This window comes from Vibrio sp. B1ASS3, from assembly GCF_905175355.1.
In the GTDB taxonomy this organism is placed as follows: domain Bacteria; phylum Pseudomonadota; class Gammaproteobacteria; order Enterobacterales; family Vibrionaceae; genus Vibrio; species Vibrio owensii.
Genome location: NZ_HG992743.1, coordinates 273,746 through 290,576, shown reverse-complemented (window position 1 = coordinate 290,576; position 16,831 = coordinate 273,746). Strand labels below are relative to the sequence as shown.

Below are 16,831 nucleotides of genomic sequence, written 5' to 3'. Positions count from 1 at the left end.
CTTTAGGAGAAGTACTCATGCTAATGGATTCCGGCTACGACTCATACCAACAGGTCGATCTTGATGCTCAAGCAGCATCAGCCAACCCACACCAACTCGTCGTCATGTTGATCGATGGGTTACTCGATGAAATTGAGCGTATTCGTGGCCACCTTGCCGCGAGTCGCCTAGAAGCAAAAGGCGTTAGCATTAACAAGTGCATGAACATCCTTATCGGCTTAAGCAGTGCGTTAGATGACGAAAACGGCGGCGAAATCGCGGAAAACTTACGCCAACTCTATGACTTCTGCCAAATCGAGTTGTATTACGCCAGCACACAGAACGACGCAGCACGTTTAGACAACGTAGAGCGCGTGATGGGTAACGTACGAGAAGGATGGATGAATTTTGGACAGCAAGCATAAAGTGTCGCCAGAGCGATTTCGCCACTTGTCAAAACTGATCCAAATCGCGACTAAAACGGCCGATTGGCAAGCGCTTAAACGCTACGACTTACAGTTGCGCGAACTGCTAATCAGCCATAAGCCATTTTTGAAAGATCCGAAACTCGCACCGGAAATTCAGCGAGCAAAAGCCGTGCATGCGTGCGCGTTCACGGCATTGGAAAAAGCCACCAGCGAGCTAAAACAAGAGATGAATATGGTGAACGATCAACAAGAGCGTGCCATGGCTTATCAGCTCGCGATGACGATGGAGCTAACGCAATGATGATAACCAATTCAGTGCCTGCAAATGCGCCTTCTCAGTCGTCATCGTCGGGCAAAATCTCCCAAGCGCGTTCAGAACAAGGCTTTTCGCAAACCGATGCAACCTCGGTAAATCAACAGGGCCAAACCAACGCACCTCTTGTGGTGGCGGGGTTTCGTTTAAATGCGCAAGCCTTACCGACGCAAGCTACCCCACTAGAAGCTGACACACAGGAACTCAATGCTGAAATCAGCTCAGATGAGGCATTACTGAGTGTGGTTCCTGCTACCACGGATCTCGCCACTCAAGCGCAAGTCCTCATCCAAGGAATGAGCAAAACCGCGCTTAAGCAAGGCGAAACCAACCAACTTGCGCAAGTATCGGCAGGCCGGGTGTCTCAAAATACAAATGTCGGAAACCAAGCAAACCTAATGCTTAACGCCACAGTGCAAGAGAGCCAAAACGCCCCTCAAACCAGCTCAACGAGCACACTAAAGGTGTCGGCTTCGGACTTGCAAACTCTGCTTAATCAACCCGCTCAAGGGCAAGTACTAGTGACCAGCTCACAAGCGCAAACAACAGGAGCAGCGCCGCATTCGAACCCAACCTCACCACTAGCAGCGACTCAAGCTCAAGGCGCGGAGTGGGCGGCGGTTCGAGTGGATACCAGTTCTGGTAAATGGGGCGAGCAGATGATGCAAGTGCTGCAAGACCGCGTGACATTGCAGGCTCAGCAAAACCTACAAGAAGCCAAGATCCGTCTCGACCCACCAGAGCTGGGCAAGTTGGATTTGATGGTACGCGTGGAAGGTGACCGCTTGAGCGTGCAAATCAACGCCAATACCGCCGCAACTCGTGAAGCCTTGATGCAAGTGTCTGAGCGCCTTCGCACCGAACTTCAAGAGCAAAATTTTGTGCATGTAGATGTCAACGTAGGTTCGGACCAAGGTCAGGAAAGACAAGCACATGATGGTGCTCAAGAAGAAGCGAACATCTTCGCTGCGCGCGAAACCAACGCATTTCAAACACATACAACAAACTATTCAGAGCATTGGCTGAACACTCAAGCCTAATTAATCATCGAGGAAAAAGGTTATGACCAAACAACAAATGATCGCCCTGTTTATCGCCATGATCATCACCAGTGCCCTCGTTTCCGCTGCCACTGTGGTAGGCGGTATTTGGTACCTCAACAAAAGTTCGGAGTCTTCTTCATCTGAATCGAGCGTGAGCACTTTCTTGGAAGATTCACCGCTGGCTTTCTTAACTGCTGAGCAACCGACGACGAAAGGCCCAAGCTTTCATCCATTAGACAAAGTGGTTCTGACCATCAAAGGCAAAAAGCAGACGCACTTTGTAATGCTTGAGCTTGCCGTAGAAACACGTCGTCCAGAGCGCATGAAGAACATCGATGCTTACATGCCAATGGTACAAAACTCGCTGTTAAAACTATTCAGTGACAAAACCTTTGATGAGCTGCAGCAAACGGGCGCTATCGATATTCTGCAAAGCGAAGTGAAAGATACCCTACTGCTGGCCTTTGCAAAAACCGACATCGTTCGCGATATCGATGATGTTCTGCTGACCAAATACGTTGTGCAATAACGGAGCACAGCTATGTTGGAGATGAACTTACAGGAAAGTTATACCGCGACGGAGGAAGTGAATACTCCGTCTCGCCCGATTGATGAAAACGCCTTACTGCAACGTCATCAAGTCATGGTTAAACGCGTGGTCAACCAACTACGCGTTCACGCGACCTCTCATTGCAGTATTGAAGACATGCAGCAAATTGGTTTGATAGCGCTTGTCGAAGCTGGGCGTCGCTATGGGGATGTGGATGATCCACACTTCCCCGCTTTTGCTGTTTGTCGTGTTCGTGGCGCGATTTTGGACGAGCTTCGCCGTTTAGATTGGCGCTCTCGTAAAACCCGCCAACAAGCGCATGAGTTGAACGACGTAACCCGAGACCTCACTCGTGCACTGGGCAGAATGCCGACCGATGCTGAAATCATTAAAGCGCTTGGTACTGACGAGCAAGACTTCTACAACCGCCAAAATGCAGCGCTGGCGGGCGAAATGCAAAGCCTTGACCAATTGATGGAAACAGGTGGAGACAGCCACTTCGGCGGCCAATACGACGGCATGGAGCATGAACACATTCGTCGTAGTTTAGACACCGCACTTGGCAAAATGTCAAAGCGCGATCAACTCTTGCTCACTTTGTTCTATCAACACGAACTCAACCTCCATGAAATCGCGCTCGTGCTCGACCTGACACCACCTCGCATCTGTCAGTTGCACAAACAAGCGCTTAAACAACTCAACCAATTAATGTCCTCTTAGGAGTCACAAGATGCAAAAGTTTTTTGGAGCCATTACCGTCCTGATGTGTGTCTTCGGCGGATACATGTGGGCAGGCGGTAACCTCGGTGCAATTTGGCAGCCAGCCGAATTTTTGATCATCATCGGTGCGGCAGCAGGCTCACTGATCATCGGTAACCCGCCACAAGTGCTAAAAGAAATGCGCCAACAAGTGCGCGCGACCATCTCTGGCCCACGTGAAGAGTACGAGTACTACATGGAGCTGATGGCGTTGCTGAACAACTTGCTTGAAACCGCACGCAGCCGTGGCTTTAAGTTTCTCGATTCTCACATTGAATCACCAGAGCAGAGCTCTATTTTCCTTGCTTACCCACAAGTCAGTAACGATCACCGCCTTATTTCTTTCATTACCGACAATTTACGTTTAATGGCAATGGGACAAATGTCGCCTCATGAATTAGAGGGACTGTTAGAACAAGAAATCGAAGCGATTCAAACCGAGATGCTCCTACCTTCGCGCTCTATGCAGCGTACGGCAGAGGCTCTTCCAGGGTTCGGTATTCTTGCGGCAGTCGGTGGCATCATCATCACCATGCAAGCCATTGATGGCTCAATTGCGTTGATTGGTTATCACGTTGCCGCCGCCCTCGTTGGTACATTCATTGGTATTTTCGGTTGTTACTGTTGTTTAGATCCACTCAGTAACGCCATGGCTCAACGAGTTAGACGAAACATGACGGCTTTCGAATGTGTACGCGCCACTCTGGTTGCTTACGTTGCGAAGAAGCCTACCTTGCTCGCTATCGACGCTGGCCGTAAACACATTCAGTTAGACATCAAACCAACTTTCAACCAAATGGAGAAGTGGCTAGCTGAACAGGAGGGATAATGCAAAAACAAGAGCATGTGGTGTTCAAACGCGCAAAAGCACATAACCATGATGAGTTTCATGGTGGCGCGTGGAAGGTCGCGTTTGCCGACTTCATGATCGCGTTGATGGCACTGTTTCTTGTCCTTTGGGTCATGCAAGTGGTCGACAAGGAAGAGCGCAAAGCCATTGTGGCGCACCTTCATAGTTCGAGCGTTTTTGATAAAAGCTACGGCAACCCTTTCGATACCTCACAAAGTATCTCTCCTATCGACTTGGCACAGGACTCTTCTGTGCCAAGTAAGCACAACTCTAACCACGTCGTCAGCTCTTTCTTTCAAGGTGACGGCGATGGACCAGAGATTGATTCACTTATCCCAGGCAATTTCGACACCCAAGAGCAACTTGCTCTGCTGGCTAAAGTGATTGATGAAGTCGTCGGACAAATCAGCGCGCAAGGTAACGTTAATGTCACCATTACACCGCAAGGTCTGCGCATTGTTTTGCAAGATGACTACAAGCAACACATGTTCAGCCGTGGCGGCGCTGAGTTGACTCCTTTCTTTGAAGACTTATTACTTGCGCTTGCTCCCGTGTTTGAACGCATCAGCAATCCATTGATCATCAGTGGCCATACTGACTCGACACCGTTCAAGAAGCGTTTTGGTCGACAATCAAACTGGGCGTTATCTGCCTCTCGTGCTGATGTGGCAAGAAATACCTTGGTGGAAGGCGGCATGCCAGATGATCGCGTCATGCAAGTGACGGGCATGTCGGATCGGGCGCTACTGAACCCTGAAGAGCCTGACTCTAGCGAAAACCGTCGAATCGAGTTGTTTATTCTGACTACGCCAGCGGCACAAGTGTTGGAAACCTTCTTTGGTAATCAAGAAGACAGTGAGTTACAAAAGGCCAAGCAACAAGCGGAATTTAATCAGCCCGTCATTAGGCAAGAAGTGATTCGTTACTCGGTCGAACCGAGCGACCAAAAAGCTCAGATTCAAGACCTCTAACCCCCTAAAAGGTCACCAGTTTCTACCCTCTGCGTGGCCTTTTATTCCCAACGATAATATTGCTGAAATTTGTTTAGTTGAGTTCGATATGCCCGTACCCGCGCCCAATAAATCAAAAAATGACTCGCTTAAAAAAGCCTTTCTCTGGCTGATCATTTTCGACTACCTATTGCTGGCGTTTTTTCTCACTCAGCTATCAAGCCTCAATCTTAACAGCGGTACCATGATTAGCTTGTTGCTTGTGCTCTATAACATCTTGCTGGTCTCTTTTTGCTACCAACGCACCAGCAACCACGATTCTTACATCATCTATCCAGTGCTTTCAGCAACACTATTAGCGTTCGTCTGCTTTCTGTATTTCTTCTTTTTGGTGTGATTGTTACGCATTATTCGGTGCCGACGTCTCGGGCAAAAATGACACCAAACAGCACATGACAAATCAACAGGGGAAACAGCGCCTCGGAAAATGTCAGCCATGCCTTCCAAGAACAGAAAATGATGATCGGGTGTGCAATCAAAAGCATGTACCACAAGACCTTGCTCAAGTAGACAAGAAAACGGGTATCAGCATGTTTCTTTTGAAAGTTTAGAGCGCCAAATGTCCAACATAACATCGTCCATCCCATCATGGCTCCAACGAGAACCGTAATAGTAGTGTTGACCATCAAATACTTGGTAAACGCCCACCCTGCTTCTAACTCATCCATTCGACTTCATTCCTATTCTGTTAAGAACAAGATCGTATCACCGAAGCTTAAATCCATGCGGTGTGGTTTCGATATATCCCTCTGATAACCATCTGAAAGAAATGAAAAAAGGAAGCAATAATAGCTTCCTTTGAAAGTGATAGATGGGCTTTGAAGTATTCGGTATCGGACTAACGAATCATCAAATAAAAGAGCACGCCTGCCGTGAACCCTAATATGGCCAACAATGTTGAGCTCGGTTTGCTGTGCTTCTCTTTCGATACCATTTGTTTGGCCATGTTGACTCCTTGTCTTTGGCGTTCCTTTTCGTTTCTGGGCTGATATTTAAGCCAGTACGCGTTCGCTGATCATCTTGTTGAATGAGACTAGATCAAAAGAGCCTCTGATTTCAAAGCGCACTCGCCCTACTTCACTGAGGAACAATTCAATCTCACAGTCCAGATCTAGCGTGCCTGAGGTTTCAATCGAGAATGCATTAATCTTACTATATGGCAGAGAAGTGTAGTCCACTTTTGAACCTGTAATCCCTTGCACGTTGGCTGCGATAACGCGCTTATTGGTGAACACCACTTGGTCACGCACCGTTTTGAAGCCAGCGAAAATGCTCTCTCCGTCAATTAAGAATTTGTGGAAATCGTCGCGCACCTTTGAGATTTCAATTGGCTTGAGTTTGAATATCGATGAGTTTTCGAAATCGATCATGGCGTTACCTTAGAATGTAAATAAAATCACTCACCAATTAATAGCAAAGTCTCCATCACGAGCCTATTGATTTTGGTGACTTTTCTAACTCCATCTCGTTTTTGGTCATCACACCATGGTTATTTCCATCCTTGTCGCCATTGTTGCGTGTCTTTCAAATCATGCCAATCTAGCTCGCGCTCTCGCTTGGTCATAACCGCTTCAATCACGCATCTCACGACGTTGCCTTCTTCATCAAACTCCATTTCTGAAATGATGAAGTGCTTCTCTTTGTTTACCGGCTCTGTCGCAGTCCATTTGCTGCGAAGTAACTTTTTAGGGTGAACTCGATTCATAACGCTCTGCCATTCATAAGAAAAAGCTTGCTTTTCATACGTATAAATTAGCAAATGCAATCACATTCAATGTCGCTATTTTTTTCTTCAATATCGTGTTTTTTCTTATTGGTTTGATCTCTTTTTTTGATACTTCCTGTTACTTTGAGTGTTCAAACAAACACAACACATCAAACAACGACAATGAAAAAAACAACACTTTTACTTGCTTCCGTAGCAATGGCGCTTTCCGGTGTCGCCCAAGCCGATAAGCTGGAAGATATCCAAAAATCAGGCACATTACGTGTCGGAACCACGGGCGACTACAAACCATTTTCTTACTATGATGGTAAGACCTACTCTGGTTACGATATAGATGTCGCGAAGCACGTCGCGAAACAGCTCGGCGTAGAGCTAGAAATCGTTCGCACGAGTTGGAAAGATCTTCTGACTGATCTGAACCAAGATAAGTACGACATCGCCATGGGCGGTATTACCCGCAAAATGCAACGCCAACTGAATGCAGAACAAACCCAAGGTTACATGACGTTTGGTAAGTGCTTCTTGGTCGCTAAAGGGAAAGCCGAGCAATACAACACAATAGACAAAGTAAACCAAGCCTCAGTACGTGTAGGCGTGAATATTGGCGGTACAAACGAAGCCTTCGCCGATGCTAATTTACAAAAGGCCAGCTTTACTCGTTTCGAAAATAACTTAGACGTACCAAAAGCTGTCGCAACAGGTAAAGTCGACGTGATGGTAACCGAAACGCCAGAAGGCCTGTTCTATCAAGTCACGGACGAGCGTTTAGAAGCAGCTCGCTGTGAAGACCCGTTTACCAAAGGTCAGTTTGGCTACTTGATCCCAAAAGGCGAACAGCGTTTATTGAACACAGTGAACTTCATCATGGATGAAATGAAACTAAAAGGCATCGACGAGCAGTTTATGCACCATAACTCGCTCAAGTAATTCACAGCCCATATCAAAAACCGTTCAATGTTGAGCGGTTTTTGTTGCTTCTTAAGATGCTTCACGCCATATTGTAATGCTGCGCTAATTTTACCGCACTAACCATCCTGCTGATGGTTCTAATATCAACCATGATTAATAGGTAAAATATGAAATTCTCAAGCACGCTTCCTCAAACTCATGAACAGCTTCTAAGTAAAATTCTTGCGGTATTTACTGCTGACCCACGCATTCTTGGCATTGGTGCAAGTGGCTCTTACGCCTCTGACTCCATGGACAAATACAGTGATTTGGATTTGGTCATCGCCATCAATCCTGAAGATTTTGACTCGGTAATGGCAGAGCGCTTTGCGCTTATCGACCAAGTAGAAGGTCAAGTCGCGGCTTTCACTGGTGAACACGTTGGAGAGCCAAGATTAGTGATCGCAATCTACGCGCCAGATGCCATTCATGTCGATTTCAAATTTGTCTCTTTGCCCGATGCTGCGACTCGTGTTGATGACACCAAAGTGCTTTGGGAACGCGACGGGCAGCTGTCGCAAGTCTTCGAGACTGCAAAGCCTCACTACCCTCAACCTGATCCACAATGGATAGAAGACCGCTTTTGGATTTGGGTTCATTACGGCGCAACCAAGATTGCTCGTGGGGAATACTTTGAGGCTGCGGAATTTTTATCGTTCCTGCGCTCTGTTGCGATATCGCCATTAGCTCTGAAACAACAAGGATTGACTCCCTCTGGCGTGAGAAAGATTGAATCACGCATGCCTGCGTTTGCGGCGGAGCTAAAACAAACCGTCGCCATGCCGGAGCGAGAAGCGCTGATTCCTGCATTTGAAAAGATCGTAGAGCTGTATCTATCGCTGCGAGAGAACGAGCAAGTCACTATTAAACCGGAAGCTCAGCAGCTTTGTATGGATTACTTCCAGCAAGAGCTGAAAAGCAAGTAGAGCTGGCACAGCGTAGAAACAATGACACGCAAAAACAACGATAGATAGAAACAACAAAGGGGATATCACTATCCCCTTTTTCATCGGTTTGATTCGCTGAGAGCGATTACATCACGCACTCTTTTGCTGCTTGTGCTTTCTCGATGCCTTCTTCAATCAGAGACTTGGTTTCTTCGCTGCCGATAGATGACATCACTTTGTCCATCACCTTATCCACTGTCGATTCAGAAGACGCTTCCACCAAACAAGCGTACGCATTGGCAATGTGTTCTTTCGCTTCAATAAGCGCTTCAGGGTCACTGAAATCCACATTCATTGCTTCTTCAACCGATGCCGCAAGTTCTTCTGCCGATTCCGCAGCATCACCAAATTGGTCTAGGTTAAACGCTTCTTCTACTGAATCCATCTGCTCTTGAACCGTATCAATCGCTTTGTTTGCGGCTTCTTGTGCTTGGTCAATGGCTTTGCTTGCGTCATCACAGCCGACAAGTGCCATTGCTAAAACCATTGTTGAGATTGTCTTTTTCATATTTGTTCTTCTAACGAGTAAATCGCTAATCATCACAATACGTGATTAGCCGATAGATTTTAATTCAAGAGTTGTAAGAAGAGGAAACAGAAACGTTTGAAAGCCCCAAAAACAAAGCCGCTACGAATGAGCGGCTTTTGTATTTGCTTTAATGTTTACTCAGGTGTTTAAGTAAACATTAAACCTGTCAGGCAATTCTTCCATGGCTGATTGCCATCATTTCATCGTAAGTACGTTGCAATGCATCAAACGTCCATTCGAAGTAGACGCGACGTTCCATCAGCGGAGCAATTTGGTCCGCATCAAATGATTCGATCGTCAGATCAGAATACTCGACTTGCAGGCTGTTGCCGTCCGTACCCCAATCTTCGTACTCACGATTACCAATGAGATCGTAAAGGTTATTACTTAAGAAGCTGTATACCACTAAGAATGATTTTACTGCGTCTTCCGAAAAGTTAAGCATGCTCGCGACTTGCGCGACGTCATACGACTTTTCTTTATCACCTTGGTCAATATCAAGCCTCACCAATTGAGTTTCCCACGCTGCCAATTCACCGTAGGAATCCAAGACGTATTGGTTCAGTGCTTCGAACACATGAAAAAAGTCCTGGATCATTGAGATGTATTTATCAGACATAACGTCCCTTATTGTATTTGGTGAACGGACGATCTTCGCCGCCGTGTTATTGCTCACCCTCGCCAGTGGTTGTTAAAAGTTAGACTACAAGTTGCAACACCGCATACTGTACTTGTAATTTTGTTGTCATTTTTGAGTGATCAGTCAATTAATAGCGTTGGCTCGTCGATGCCCATGTAGTCACACAGTTCACGCTTAATTCGATGAAAGTCTTGTACCGAGACAAAGCAATCGGCGTATTCTGTTTTACCATCAATGCCGATATAAACATGAGCAAAAGACTCGACCGTCGACGTAATTTTGATGGAATCATGGCTGAGTTCGAACGTAACAACTTGGTCCATATTCAGGTAACGACCAGATTCGATTTTTAGTGCTTTCGCCATAATGGGGTCCTAAGGTAACAGTGCAGATCTGGAAAAAGGCAGCATCCCGATGCTCAAATAGAAAGGCTTGCTAATTTGATGGTGATTCTGCCCCACAATTGAAATGAGCCTATCATAAGCCCCTGCCTTCAAAATTAGAGTTTGGCCGCACTTTCCTTTGGATTTACTTACAGATGAAACAGTTACTCAAAATCTGACCGCAAATTCACACACAAAAGAAAAACGGAGCGTATTTCACAGTTTCACGGAACAAAAAGGCCACTGTGATAGCGGCCTTGGTCAGTCATTAATTGTCGTGAGCTTCACGCATTTATCTGGTACATCGCGAAATAGGTATCGGCTTGAATAACGTGTTTTTGGCTAAGTTGCTTCAAAGCCTCAACAGCGTTTGCGAATGGGTCATCTCCTGAGAATGCTTCAACCAACTTGTTGTAACGCTTTGAAGAAGAAAACAGTACATGCGCCAGCTCTTCAGCGCTGACTTCTAGCTCTACGGTCTCTTTGTAAACCTTCATCGCTTGAAAAGCGTCACAATCACTGAAGTTGATAGCGTGGTCATAGTTGGACTCCGTCAGCTCCATCTCTATGCCCAATAGCTTGAGGGGCTTTTCTAACAGCACTTCAAAATCGTACACCACAACGTGCGCTGCTGATTGACAAACGCGTTGAAGCTCAGCCACTAAAGCCGCTGACTTTGCGTAAGAAAGTGAGCCTGCAAACGTCACGACATCCACACTGTTGTCTGGTAATGGCACATGCTCACCATCACCGACATGATACTCAATACTTTCTGATGGTTTGGTTTGCTCAATCATTGACGTGCTCGGATCCACACCATGCAGTTGCTGACAGTATTTAGCCAATGCCAGTGTTGATACGCCCGTACCGCAGCCAATATCTAATCCCAACTGGAACTGGGGTAACGCACCTAAGTTTGTTTGTAGGATGACTTGATGCAGCGGCGGACGATAAGCCGCGTAATGCTTAGAGATGGCTTGGTTGTATTCTTCGCTCACTGATGTTCTCCTAAAATCTGCCGATGTTATCCAACTGTACCCGTATATTGTCGGATATTACTGCCACTCAAAAGCAAAAAGCCACTCATTTGAGTGGCTCTATCTCACAACTTTAAATGCGTTCTGATTTGGTACGATGCTCAGTCTCAAACCGGCTTATAGCTTGGGTTCGGCTTCGAATTGCTTGAGGTCATCAGTAATGTCATTCCAAGGCGCTTTAGATGCGACAAAAATATGGAAGCTTGGCTTATGGGAAGGCACATCATCAAGAATACCCAAGCGCACATTGACGATACCGTTGTTCTTTTTCGAATAAAGGCTAGAGCCGCAGTGACGGCAGAATGAGAGTTCGGTATTGGCGCTCTTCTGATAGGTTTGGATTTGTTCCGCTCCCTCAATCACAATCAGTTTATCCAGTGCAACGCCACCTGCTGACGAGTAATCGGATCCGGTAAATTTGCGGCATTCAGAGCAATGACAATTGCCCATGTATTTGAATTCATCCGCGACTTCGAGTTTCACCTTGCCACACAGACATGAGCCTTTGAGTACTTCCATTGTTAAGTCCTTCTCTTTATTGGAATGTCAGTTACCGAATCACCATGCCAGTCCAACACGACGAAATAAAGACAAGTAAGTCAGGTTTGCAAAAATGGAACGAAAACTTGAGAGCCAACAGACAGATACAAGAAAGCCGAGCATAGTGCTCGGCTTTCTCATTTTTGTTCGGTCAATTTAGAACACACAGTGCTTAGCAAAGTCTGTCGCTTCGTTTGCCGTCCACTCACCTTTCGGCTTGTCTTTTAGGTTCTTACACCACTGCTCGCTACCGATGCCATCTTGCAGAACACAGTGCTTCGCGAAATCAACCGCGTTGTCTGTTGTCCATTCTGTCTTTGGCTTTTCGCGCATGTCTTTACACCAAGCTTCTGTACCCACTTCGTCAGAACATGCCGTTAGCGCTGTTGCCGCTAGCAGTAGCATTACCAGTTTTTTCATAAATTTAGGTTCCACTTTCAATTGATGAATGAACTATACCCAAAATATCAGTGCTCGTGTTAAGCCAACGACAATTTATCGACTCACGCTCCGTAAAAGTGACGAAATTCCCTTAAATCAGCCTAACTGCACCGAAGTTGCCATTCGACGCTTCATAATAAACGCTCGAACATGATCATAGATGTAATTGAAGACAAACGCATACAGGGTAATGAAAATCGTCACGCCCACATCCATGACAAACGCTTCCCACATGCTGACTTCTAGCATCCACGCCATCGCCGGAATGGTGGCAAATAACAGACCCGCTTCAAACAACACCACGTGTACGATTCGAAGTCGGATTGTGCGTTTCTCTTTTGCCCCTGTCGCAAAGCGATCAAATATCCAGTTGAAGATGAAATTCCAAATCATCGCAATGGTCGCAACGACTATCATGGTTCCTGATAATGCACTGACCTCATGATCTGTAAACAATGCCAAACCAATAATGGATAAACTGATTGCCAATACTTCAAATAATACGGCGTGAAACACACGCTCTAACGCTCCCATAAAAACCTCACAACTTCACATGGAACAAGTTAAGTGGCGGCGATTATGACAGCGTAATGACGAAGGGAAAGTTAACAACCATCACGAATAGTGATAGCTTACAACTAGGCTTTCTGGATGAGTCTCATCCAAATTCTCTTTAGGTATTTAAATGTACAGCTTTGAACAACTCAAAATCTTTGTCACCGTGTGCGAAACAGGTTCTTTCTCTGCAGCCGCAAGAAAGCTAAAGCGCGCACAATCAGGTGTAAGCCAGTCTGTCGCTAACCTTGAGATCGCAATTAACCAAGAGTTGTTCAATCGAGAGAAAAACACACCGACACTCACAGATAACGGTAAAGCCTTATTGCCTATCGCTCAGTCCATTCTGCATCAACAGAAATTCTTCGACCAAAAAGTCGAGTCCTTAGAGCAAGCCTACGAACACGAGCTAGTGATTGCGGTGGATGAATCTCTCATCAACCAATCGCTACTGGCGCAATTTGCCAGCTTGGCGGATCAATTCCCTATTACGCAGTTCGATATCATTACCGCACCGACATTTGATGTAGAAGAGTTGATTCGAAAAGGTAAAGCGCAAGTGGGTATCGTGTTGGCTGATGGTGAACTAAAAATGGACATGGATTTCTTTACCCTTGGGCACACTCGTTTTCTTACCGTGGCTTCGCCTTCTCACCCATTGGCACAGCTATCGGTGGTTCATGATGCGGAGCTCAAAGCCCATCGCCAGCTGGTACTGCGCAGCGCACAAAGGAAAGAGCTGTGGTTCAGTTACGCCATCAGCACTCAGTTATGGTTTGCTAATTCGCATCAAACATTGACCGACTTAGCGTGTCAAAACGTTGGTTGGGGATTATTGCCAGAAAGAGTGGTCAGCAATGAGATTGAGAGCGGTAAGCTCGTTGCCCTACCCGTTGCGCACGAATTTGATGGCTGGCTCACGACAGTTGGATGTTTAGTTTCTCGAACCCGAGGTATGGGCCCGGTTTTGCAAGCACTAGTAAAAACCTTGCAGAGCTATCGCTATCAGGACGAATAGCCCAACATTTTTTGTAGGTTCAAGTTTTAGAACCGCTCAGAGACCTAGACAGAGTCCAAGCCTAATTGAAGCTAAAGACGACGAGCTTGGGTCAATGCTTGGAGATTCGCAGAACCTGTACCAAAGCACGCCAAACGTAACTCTAATGCCATTTGTTCAAAGTGGTCGACAACAGATTGCGTGCTAATCGTCGCGACTTTTAATACCGCACCAGCTTGCCCAACAAGGCTAGCACCAAGGTGTATCGCTTTGGCCGCTTCTAAGCCGTTATGCACGCCACCAGACGCAATTAAAGGTAAGTTAGGGTATTGAGCGTGGATCTGCTCTAAACACTTAGCCGTAGGAATGCCCCAGTCACGAAATAGCTCCGCAGCGCGCTGCATCTTGTTGTCTGTTTGGCAGTAACCTTCAACCGCAGACCAACTCGTGCCACCAGCGCCCGCAACATCAATCGCATCCACACCAGCGTCAACAAGCTGCTTGGCTACTGCACCACTGATGCCAAAGCCGACCTCTTTGATGATCATAGGGACATCAATGCGCTGTTTTAGCTTCTCAATCGATTTAAGTACACCAATCCAATCATGGTCACCATTCTGCTGAAAGGCTTCTTGCATAGGGTTGAGATGCACAAATAAAGCGTCCGCTTGGATAAAGTCGACTGCGCGTTGGGCGTTATCGAGACGCTGTTTGTCTCTCAGTTGAGCGGCACCCAAGTTGGAATACAAAGGCACGCCTTTGGCGAGATCACGAATGGTTTTGCCCAAACCTGAGTGAAGGCTGTCTTCTAGGCTCACGCGCTGCGAGCCAACCCCCATTGCAATGCCCATTTCACTGGCCGCTTCTGCCAAACGACAGTTGATGATCTCTGCATCTTTTGCGCCACCCGTCATGGAGCTGATCAAAAACGGCAGCGCCAATGAGTGACCAAGAAACTCGCTCGAAAGATCGATGGCGTTAAAGTCACATTCAGGCAACGCGCAATGCTCAAATTCGACAGACTCAAAGCCCGCAGTTTTGCTTTTCATGTTCATGTCATGATGTAAAACAGCGTCTAGATGTAAGTCTTTTCGATTAGATTGCGGAGCCATAATGTCACCCTAAAGTAAAACAGTCGCGCAGTATTGCGATCCTTGTCATTGCCGTCAATGCGAAAATTCGGAAATTGAACAATTTATTTACCGAATCGAGCCTTGTGGACTCTGGCATTATGACTAAGGAATCATATTAAGGAACAGCGTTTAAAACACTGCGCCTCACTGCTCTATTAAGCTTGGGTAACGATTAACAATGTTGCCACTCCGATGTGCCAAGAGTGGCAGTTCTCTATGTCATTTAGGCTATTGCGTCTCGACGGATTGAATAAGCGCCACCACCGTGCTGGTTGTAGGTGGTGTGAATTGGTCCGGATCATCACAGAATTGAATTTTACCTTTCTCTTCAACATGGAAAAGCGGAATCATCAAATTGTCTTTGTGGTGCTCAAGGTAATCTTGGTAGGTGAAGCTCTCACTCAACTTAGTGTGTTTGATTTCTGCACCTTGGCTCAGCAAACTCGCCATTTGAGTGTAACTGACGTTGCCGCCCATCAATAATTTGCCGTGATACTCTTCCGCAACCGAGTGTTTTTCATTGCCGTTAGATTTGGTTTTCTGTAGGCAATGTACTTTATCTTCGCCGAACTCGCCGACAAATTGCATACAAGCCATAATGTTGAAGTGTTGGTCTGGCGTCAGTGCCACCACTTGCCCAATACCAATCAGATTCAGGTTGTCATCAGCATGGCTAGAGATCGGGTTACCGTAGTAATGGTCTAGGCCCAGCATGCGAACTTGGCTAATGTAGTCCCAGTTTGAATCGGTGAGCAGAACTTTGCGATCGTATCTCGCCAGCGCTTTACCTATCTCTTGCGCTACTCGGTTTGCACCAATCAATAGGAAACCTCTTGGCGCCGGCTCAGCCACACCCAAAGCTTTAGCCATAGGACGCGCCGTGGCACTTTGTAGTACCACCGTACCGATGATCACCATAAAGGTCATTGGTACCAACAGCATGGCTTCTGAAATGCCATATTCTGTCAGCTTGATAGCAAACAGAGACGAGATGGATGCTGCAACAATACCGCGCGGCGCAACCCACGAGAGGAACAGCTTATCTTTGAAGGTCAAATTACTGCGAATGGTTGAAGCGAAAATCGAAAGTGGACGCGACACCAGCTGCATGAAAACAAACAGCAACACTGCACCGCTACCAAGCGCCGCGAAATCATCAAGACTGATGCGTGCCGCTAGGAAGATGAACAAACCGGTGATCAACAAGATGGTTAAGTGCTCTTTAAAGTGCAGGATTTGCTGAATATTGATGCCCTTGGCGTTCGCCAGCCACATGCCCATCACAGTAACCGTCAATAGACCTGCTTCCGATTCCATTTGATTAGAAATCGAGAACACCCCGAGCACGACCATCAATACCGCAAATGGCTGAAGGTATTCCGGCAACCAAGCTCTACGCAAAACGGTAGACACCGCAGCACCAGAGGCAACACCGAGGATCAAGCCTACCGCAATGATGGTGCCAAACACTTCGACGCTGTTCACGGCATTGTGCGAGACAATAAACTCGTACACCATCACCACAAACAACGCGCCTAACGGGTCGATCAAGATACCTTCCCAACGCAGGATATTGGCTAATTTGGAACTTGGGCGCACGGTTCTCAGCAATGGCACAATCACCGTAGGACCCGTAACGACGGTTAAACTGGCGAACAAAATCGCAAGCTCCCAAGTAAAATCAAGGAAATAGTGCGTCGCCACACTGGTGGCTACCCAAGAGATGATCGCGCCGACAGACACGATGCTCCACACCGAACCGCTCACACCACGAATCTCTTTAAAATTAAGGGTTAAACTCCCCTCAAACAGAATCACAGCCACGGCGAGAGAAACCAAGGGAAAGAGTAAATCCCCGAGAATGTCGTCTGGACTAAGCCATTGCAGGATCGGCCCGACAATGATCCCCGCCAACAGTAAGAACAGAATGGCTGGTAAGCGCATTCGCCACGCTAACCACTGACAACCTAAACCTATTACCCCAACCGCCGACAGCACCAGCGCTTCGTTGCCCACTTGCATT

The 16,831-nt window shown here is 46.7% G+C and carries 23 protein-coding genes; 11 read left to right on the top strand and 12 right to left on the bottom strand.

Going from position 1 to position 16,831, the window contains the following annotated elements:
• Window positions 1-17: 17 nt before the first annotated feature.
• The 8 genes from fliS to KJB05_RS28760 all read left to right on the top strand — a co-directional run bounded on the left by fliS (window position 18) and on the right by KJB05_RS28760 (window position 5,269).
• Window positions 18-404: a flagellar export chaperone FliS gene (fliS, locus tag KJB05_RS19785; RefSeq protein ID WP_009705005.1), complete on the top strand. Its 387-nt coding sequence runs from the start codon at window positions 18-20 to the stop codon at window positions 402-404.
• Window positions 388-708: a hypothetical protein gene (locus KJB05_RS19780; protein ID WP_009705006.1), complete on the top strand. Its 321-nt coding sequence runs from the start codon at window positions 388-390 to the stop codon at window positions 706-708. Before fliS ends, KJB05_RS19780 begins: the two co-directional genes overlap by 17 nt.
• Window positions 705-1,760: a flagellar hook-length control protein FliK gene (locus tag KJB05_RS19775; protein ID WP_208443975.1), complete on the top strand. Its 1,056-nt coding sequence runs from the start codon at window positions 705-707 to the stop codon at window positions 1,758-1,760. The genes KJB05_RS19780 and KJB05_RS19775 overlap by 4 nt, the downstream gene beginning before the upstream one ends.
• Before the next feature lie 22 nt (window positions 1,761-1,782).
• The gene (locus KJB05_RS19770; protein WP_208443976.1) at window positions 1,783-2,292 is read left to right on the top strand and encodes a flagellar basal body-associated FliL family protein; all 510 of its coding nucleotides are present in this window, start codon (window positions 1,783-1,785) and stop codon (window positions 2,290-2,292) included.
• Window positions 2,293-2,304: 12 nt separating this feature from the next.
• Window positions 2,305-3,033, top strand: coding sequence for a FliA/WhiG family RNA polymerase sigma factor (locus tag KJB05_RS19765; protein WP_020195753.1), 729 nt, complete (start codon window positions 2,305-2,307; stop codon window positions 3,031-3,033).
• A gap of 10 nt (window positions 3,034-3,043) precedes the next feature.
• On the top strand, window positions 3,044-3,901 hold the full coding sequence (gene motA / locus KJB05_RS19760; protein WP_005435952.1) for a flagellar motor stator protein MotA: 858 nt from the start codon (window positions 3,044-3,046) through the stop codon (window positions 3,899-3,901).
• The gene (locus tag KJB05_RS19755; RefSeq protein WP_078608840.1) at window positions 3,901-4,893 is read left to right on the top strand and encodes a flagellar motor protein MotB; all 993 of its coding nucleotides are present in this window, start codon (window positions 3,901-3,903) and stop codon (window positions 4,891-4,893) included. Before motA ends, KJB05_RS19755 begins: the two co-directional genes overlap by 1 nt.
• A gap of 88 nt (window positions 4,894-4,981) precedes the next feature.
• On the top strand, window positions 4,982-5,269 hold the full coding sequence (locus KJB05_RS28760; protein ID WP_005435947.1) for a hypothetical protein: 288 nt from the start codon (window positions 4,982-4,984) through the stop codon (window positions 5,267-5,269).
• A gap of 10 nt (window positions 5,270-5,279) precedes the next feature.
• On the opposite strand, the gene KJB05_RS19750 is transcribed toward KJB05_RS28760, so the two are convergent.
• From KJB05_RS19750 to KJB05_RS19740, 3 genes are all read right to left on the bottom strand, one after another.
• Entirely contained in the window at window positions 5,280-5,600 is a 321-nt protein-coding gene (locus KJB05_RS19750; RefSeq protein WP_244142871.1) for a hypothetical protein, read from the bottom strand.
• A gap of 324 nt (window positions 5,601-5,924) precedes the next feature.
• Entirely contained in the window at window positions 5,925-6,302 is a 378-nt protein-coding gene (locus tag KJB05_RS19745; protein ID WP_005435945.1) for a PH domain-containing protein, read from the bottom strand.
• A 119-nt stretch (window positions 6,303-6,421) separates the two neighbouring features.
• The gene (locus KJB05_RS19740) at window positions 6,422-6,637 is read right to left on the bottom strand and encodes a TIGR02450 family Trp-rich protein (protein WP_005435943.1); all 216 of its coding nucleotides are present in this window, start codon (window positions 6,635-6,637) and stop codon (window positions 6,422-6,424) included.
• A 183-nt stretch (window positions 6,638-6,820) separates the two neighbouring features.
• Between KJB05_RS19740 and KJB05_RS19735 the strand changes: the two genes are divergently transcribed.
• Both KJB05_RS19735 and KJB05_RS19730 read left to right on the top strand, forming a co-directional pair.
• The gene (locus tag KJB05_RS19735; protein WP_009705012.1) at window positions 6,821-7,585 is read left to right on the top strand and encodes a transporter substrate-binding domain-containing protein; all 765 of its coding nucleotides are present in this window, start codon (window positions 6,821-6,823) and stop codon (window positions 7,583-7,585) included.
• A 149-nt stretch (window positions 7,586-7,734) separates the two neighbouring features.
• Window positions 7,735-8,532, top strand: a complete 798-nt coding sequence (locus tag KJB05_RS19730; protein WP_208443977.1) for an aminoglycoside 6-adenylyltransferase — start codon at window positions 7,735-7,737, stop codon at window positions 8,530-8,532.
• 106 nt (window positions 8,533-8,638) lie between these two features.
• Here the strand turns inward: KJB05_RS19730 and KJB05_RS19725 are convergent, their stop codons facing one another.
• From KJB05_RS19725 to KJB05_RS19695, 7 genes are all read right to left on the bottom strand, one after another.
• Complete coding sequence (locus KJB05_RS19725; RefSeq protein WP_009705015.1) at window positions 8,639-9,061, bottom strand: hypothetical protein; 423 nt, start codon at window positions 9,059-9,061, stop codon at window positions 8,639-8,641.
• Between the two features lie 187 nt (window positions 9,062-9,248).
• Window positions 9,249-9,701 (bottom strand): hypothetical protein, encoded by a 453-nt coding sequence (locus tag KJB05_RS19720; RefSeq protein ID WP_009705016.1) that lies wholly within the window; start codon window positions 9,699-9,701, stop codon window positions 9,249-9,251.
• Between the two features lie 140 nt (window positions 9,702-9,841).
• Complete coding sequence (locus KJB05_RS19715; RefSeq protein WP_005435933.1) at window positions 9,842-10,087, bottom strand: hypothetical protein; 246 nt, start codon at window positions 10,085-10,087, stop codon at window positions 9,842-9,844.
• A gap of 302 nt (window positions 10,088-10,389) precedes the next feature.
• Complete coding sequence (locus tag KJB05_RS19710; RefSeq protein ID WP_208443978.1) at window positions 10,390-11,103, bottom strand: class I SAM-dependent methyltransferase; 714 nt, start codon at window positions 11,101-11,103, stop codon at window positions 10,390-10,392.
• A 156-nt stretch (window positions 11,104-11,259) separates the two neighbouring features.
• A complete protein-coding gene (locus tag KJB05_RS19705; RefSeq protein ID WP_208443979.1) occupies window positions 11,260-11,661 on the bottom strand; it encodes a GFA family protein in 402 nt (133 codons plus the stop codon).
• A 177-nt stretch (window positions 11,662-11,838) separates the two neighbouring features.
• Entirely contained in the window at window positions 11,839-12,102 is a 264-nt protein-coding gene (locus KJB05_RS19700; RefSeq protein WP_005435930.1) for a DUF3012 domain-containing protein, read from the bottom strand.
• 117 nt (window positions 12,103-12,219) lie between these two features.
• Window positions 12,220-12,657 (bottom strand): PACE efflux transporter, encoded by a 438-nt coding sequence (locus tag KJB05_RS19695; protein WP_208443980.1) that lies wholly within the window; start codon window positions 12,655-12,657, stop codon window positions 12,220-12,222.
• A gap of 151 nt (window positions 12,658-12,808) precedes the next feature.
• On the opposite strand from KJB05_RS19695, the gene KJB05_RS19690 reads away from it, so the two are divergent.
• Window positions 12,809-13,696 (top strand): LysR family transcriptional regulator, encoded by an 888-nt coding sequence (locus KJB05_RS19690; RefSeq protein WP_041054086.1) that lies wholly within the window; start codon window positions 12,809-12,811, stop codon window positions 13,694-13,696.
• A gap of 71 nt (window positions 13,697-13,767) precedes the next feature.
• Here the strand turns inward: KJB05_RS19690 and fni are convergent, their stop codons facing one another.
• Window positions 13,768-14,787: a type 2 isopentenyl-diphosphate Delta-isomerase gene (fni, locus tag KJB05_RS19685; RefSeq protein ID WP_208443981.1), complete on the bottom strand. Its 1,020-nt coding sequence runs from the start codon at window positions 14,785-14,787 to the stop codon at window positions 13,768-13,770.
• Window positions 14,788-15,036: 249 nt separating this feature from the next.
• Window positions 15,037-16,830, bottom strand: a complete 1,794-nt coding sequence (locus KJB05_RS19680) for a sodium:proton antiporter (protein WP_208443982.1) — start codon at window positions 16,828-16,830, stop codon at window positions 15,037-15,039.
• Between the last annotated feature and the right edge of the window lies 1 nt (window position 16,831).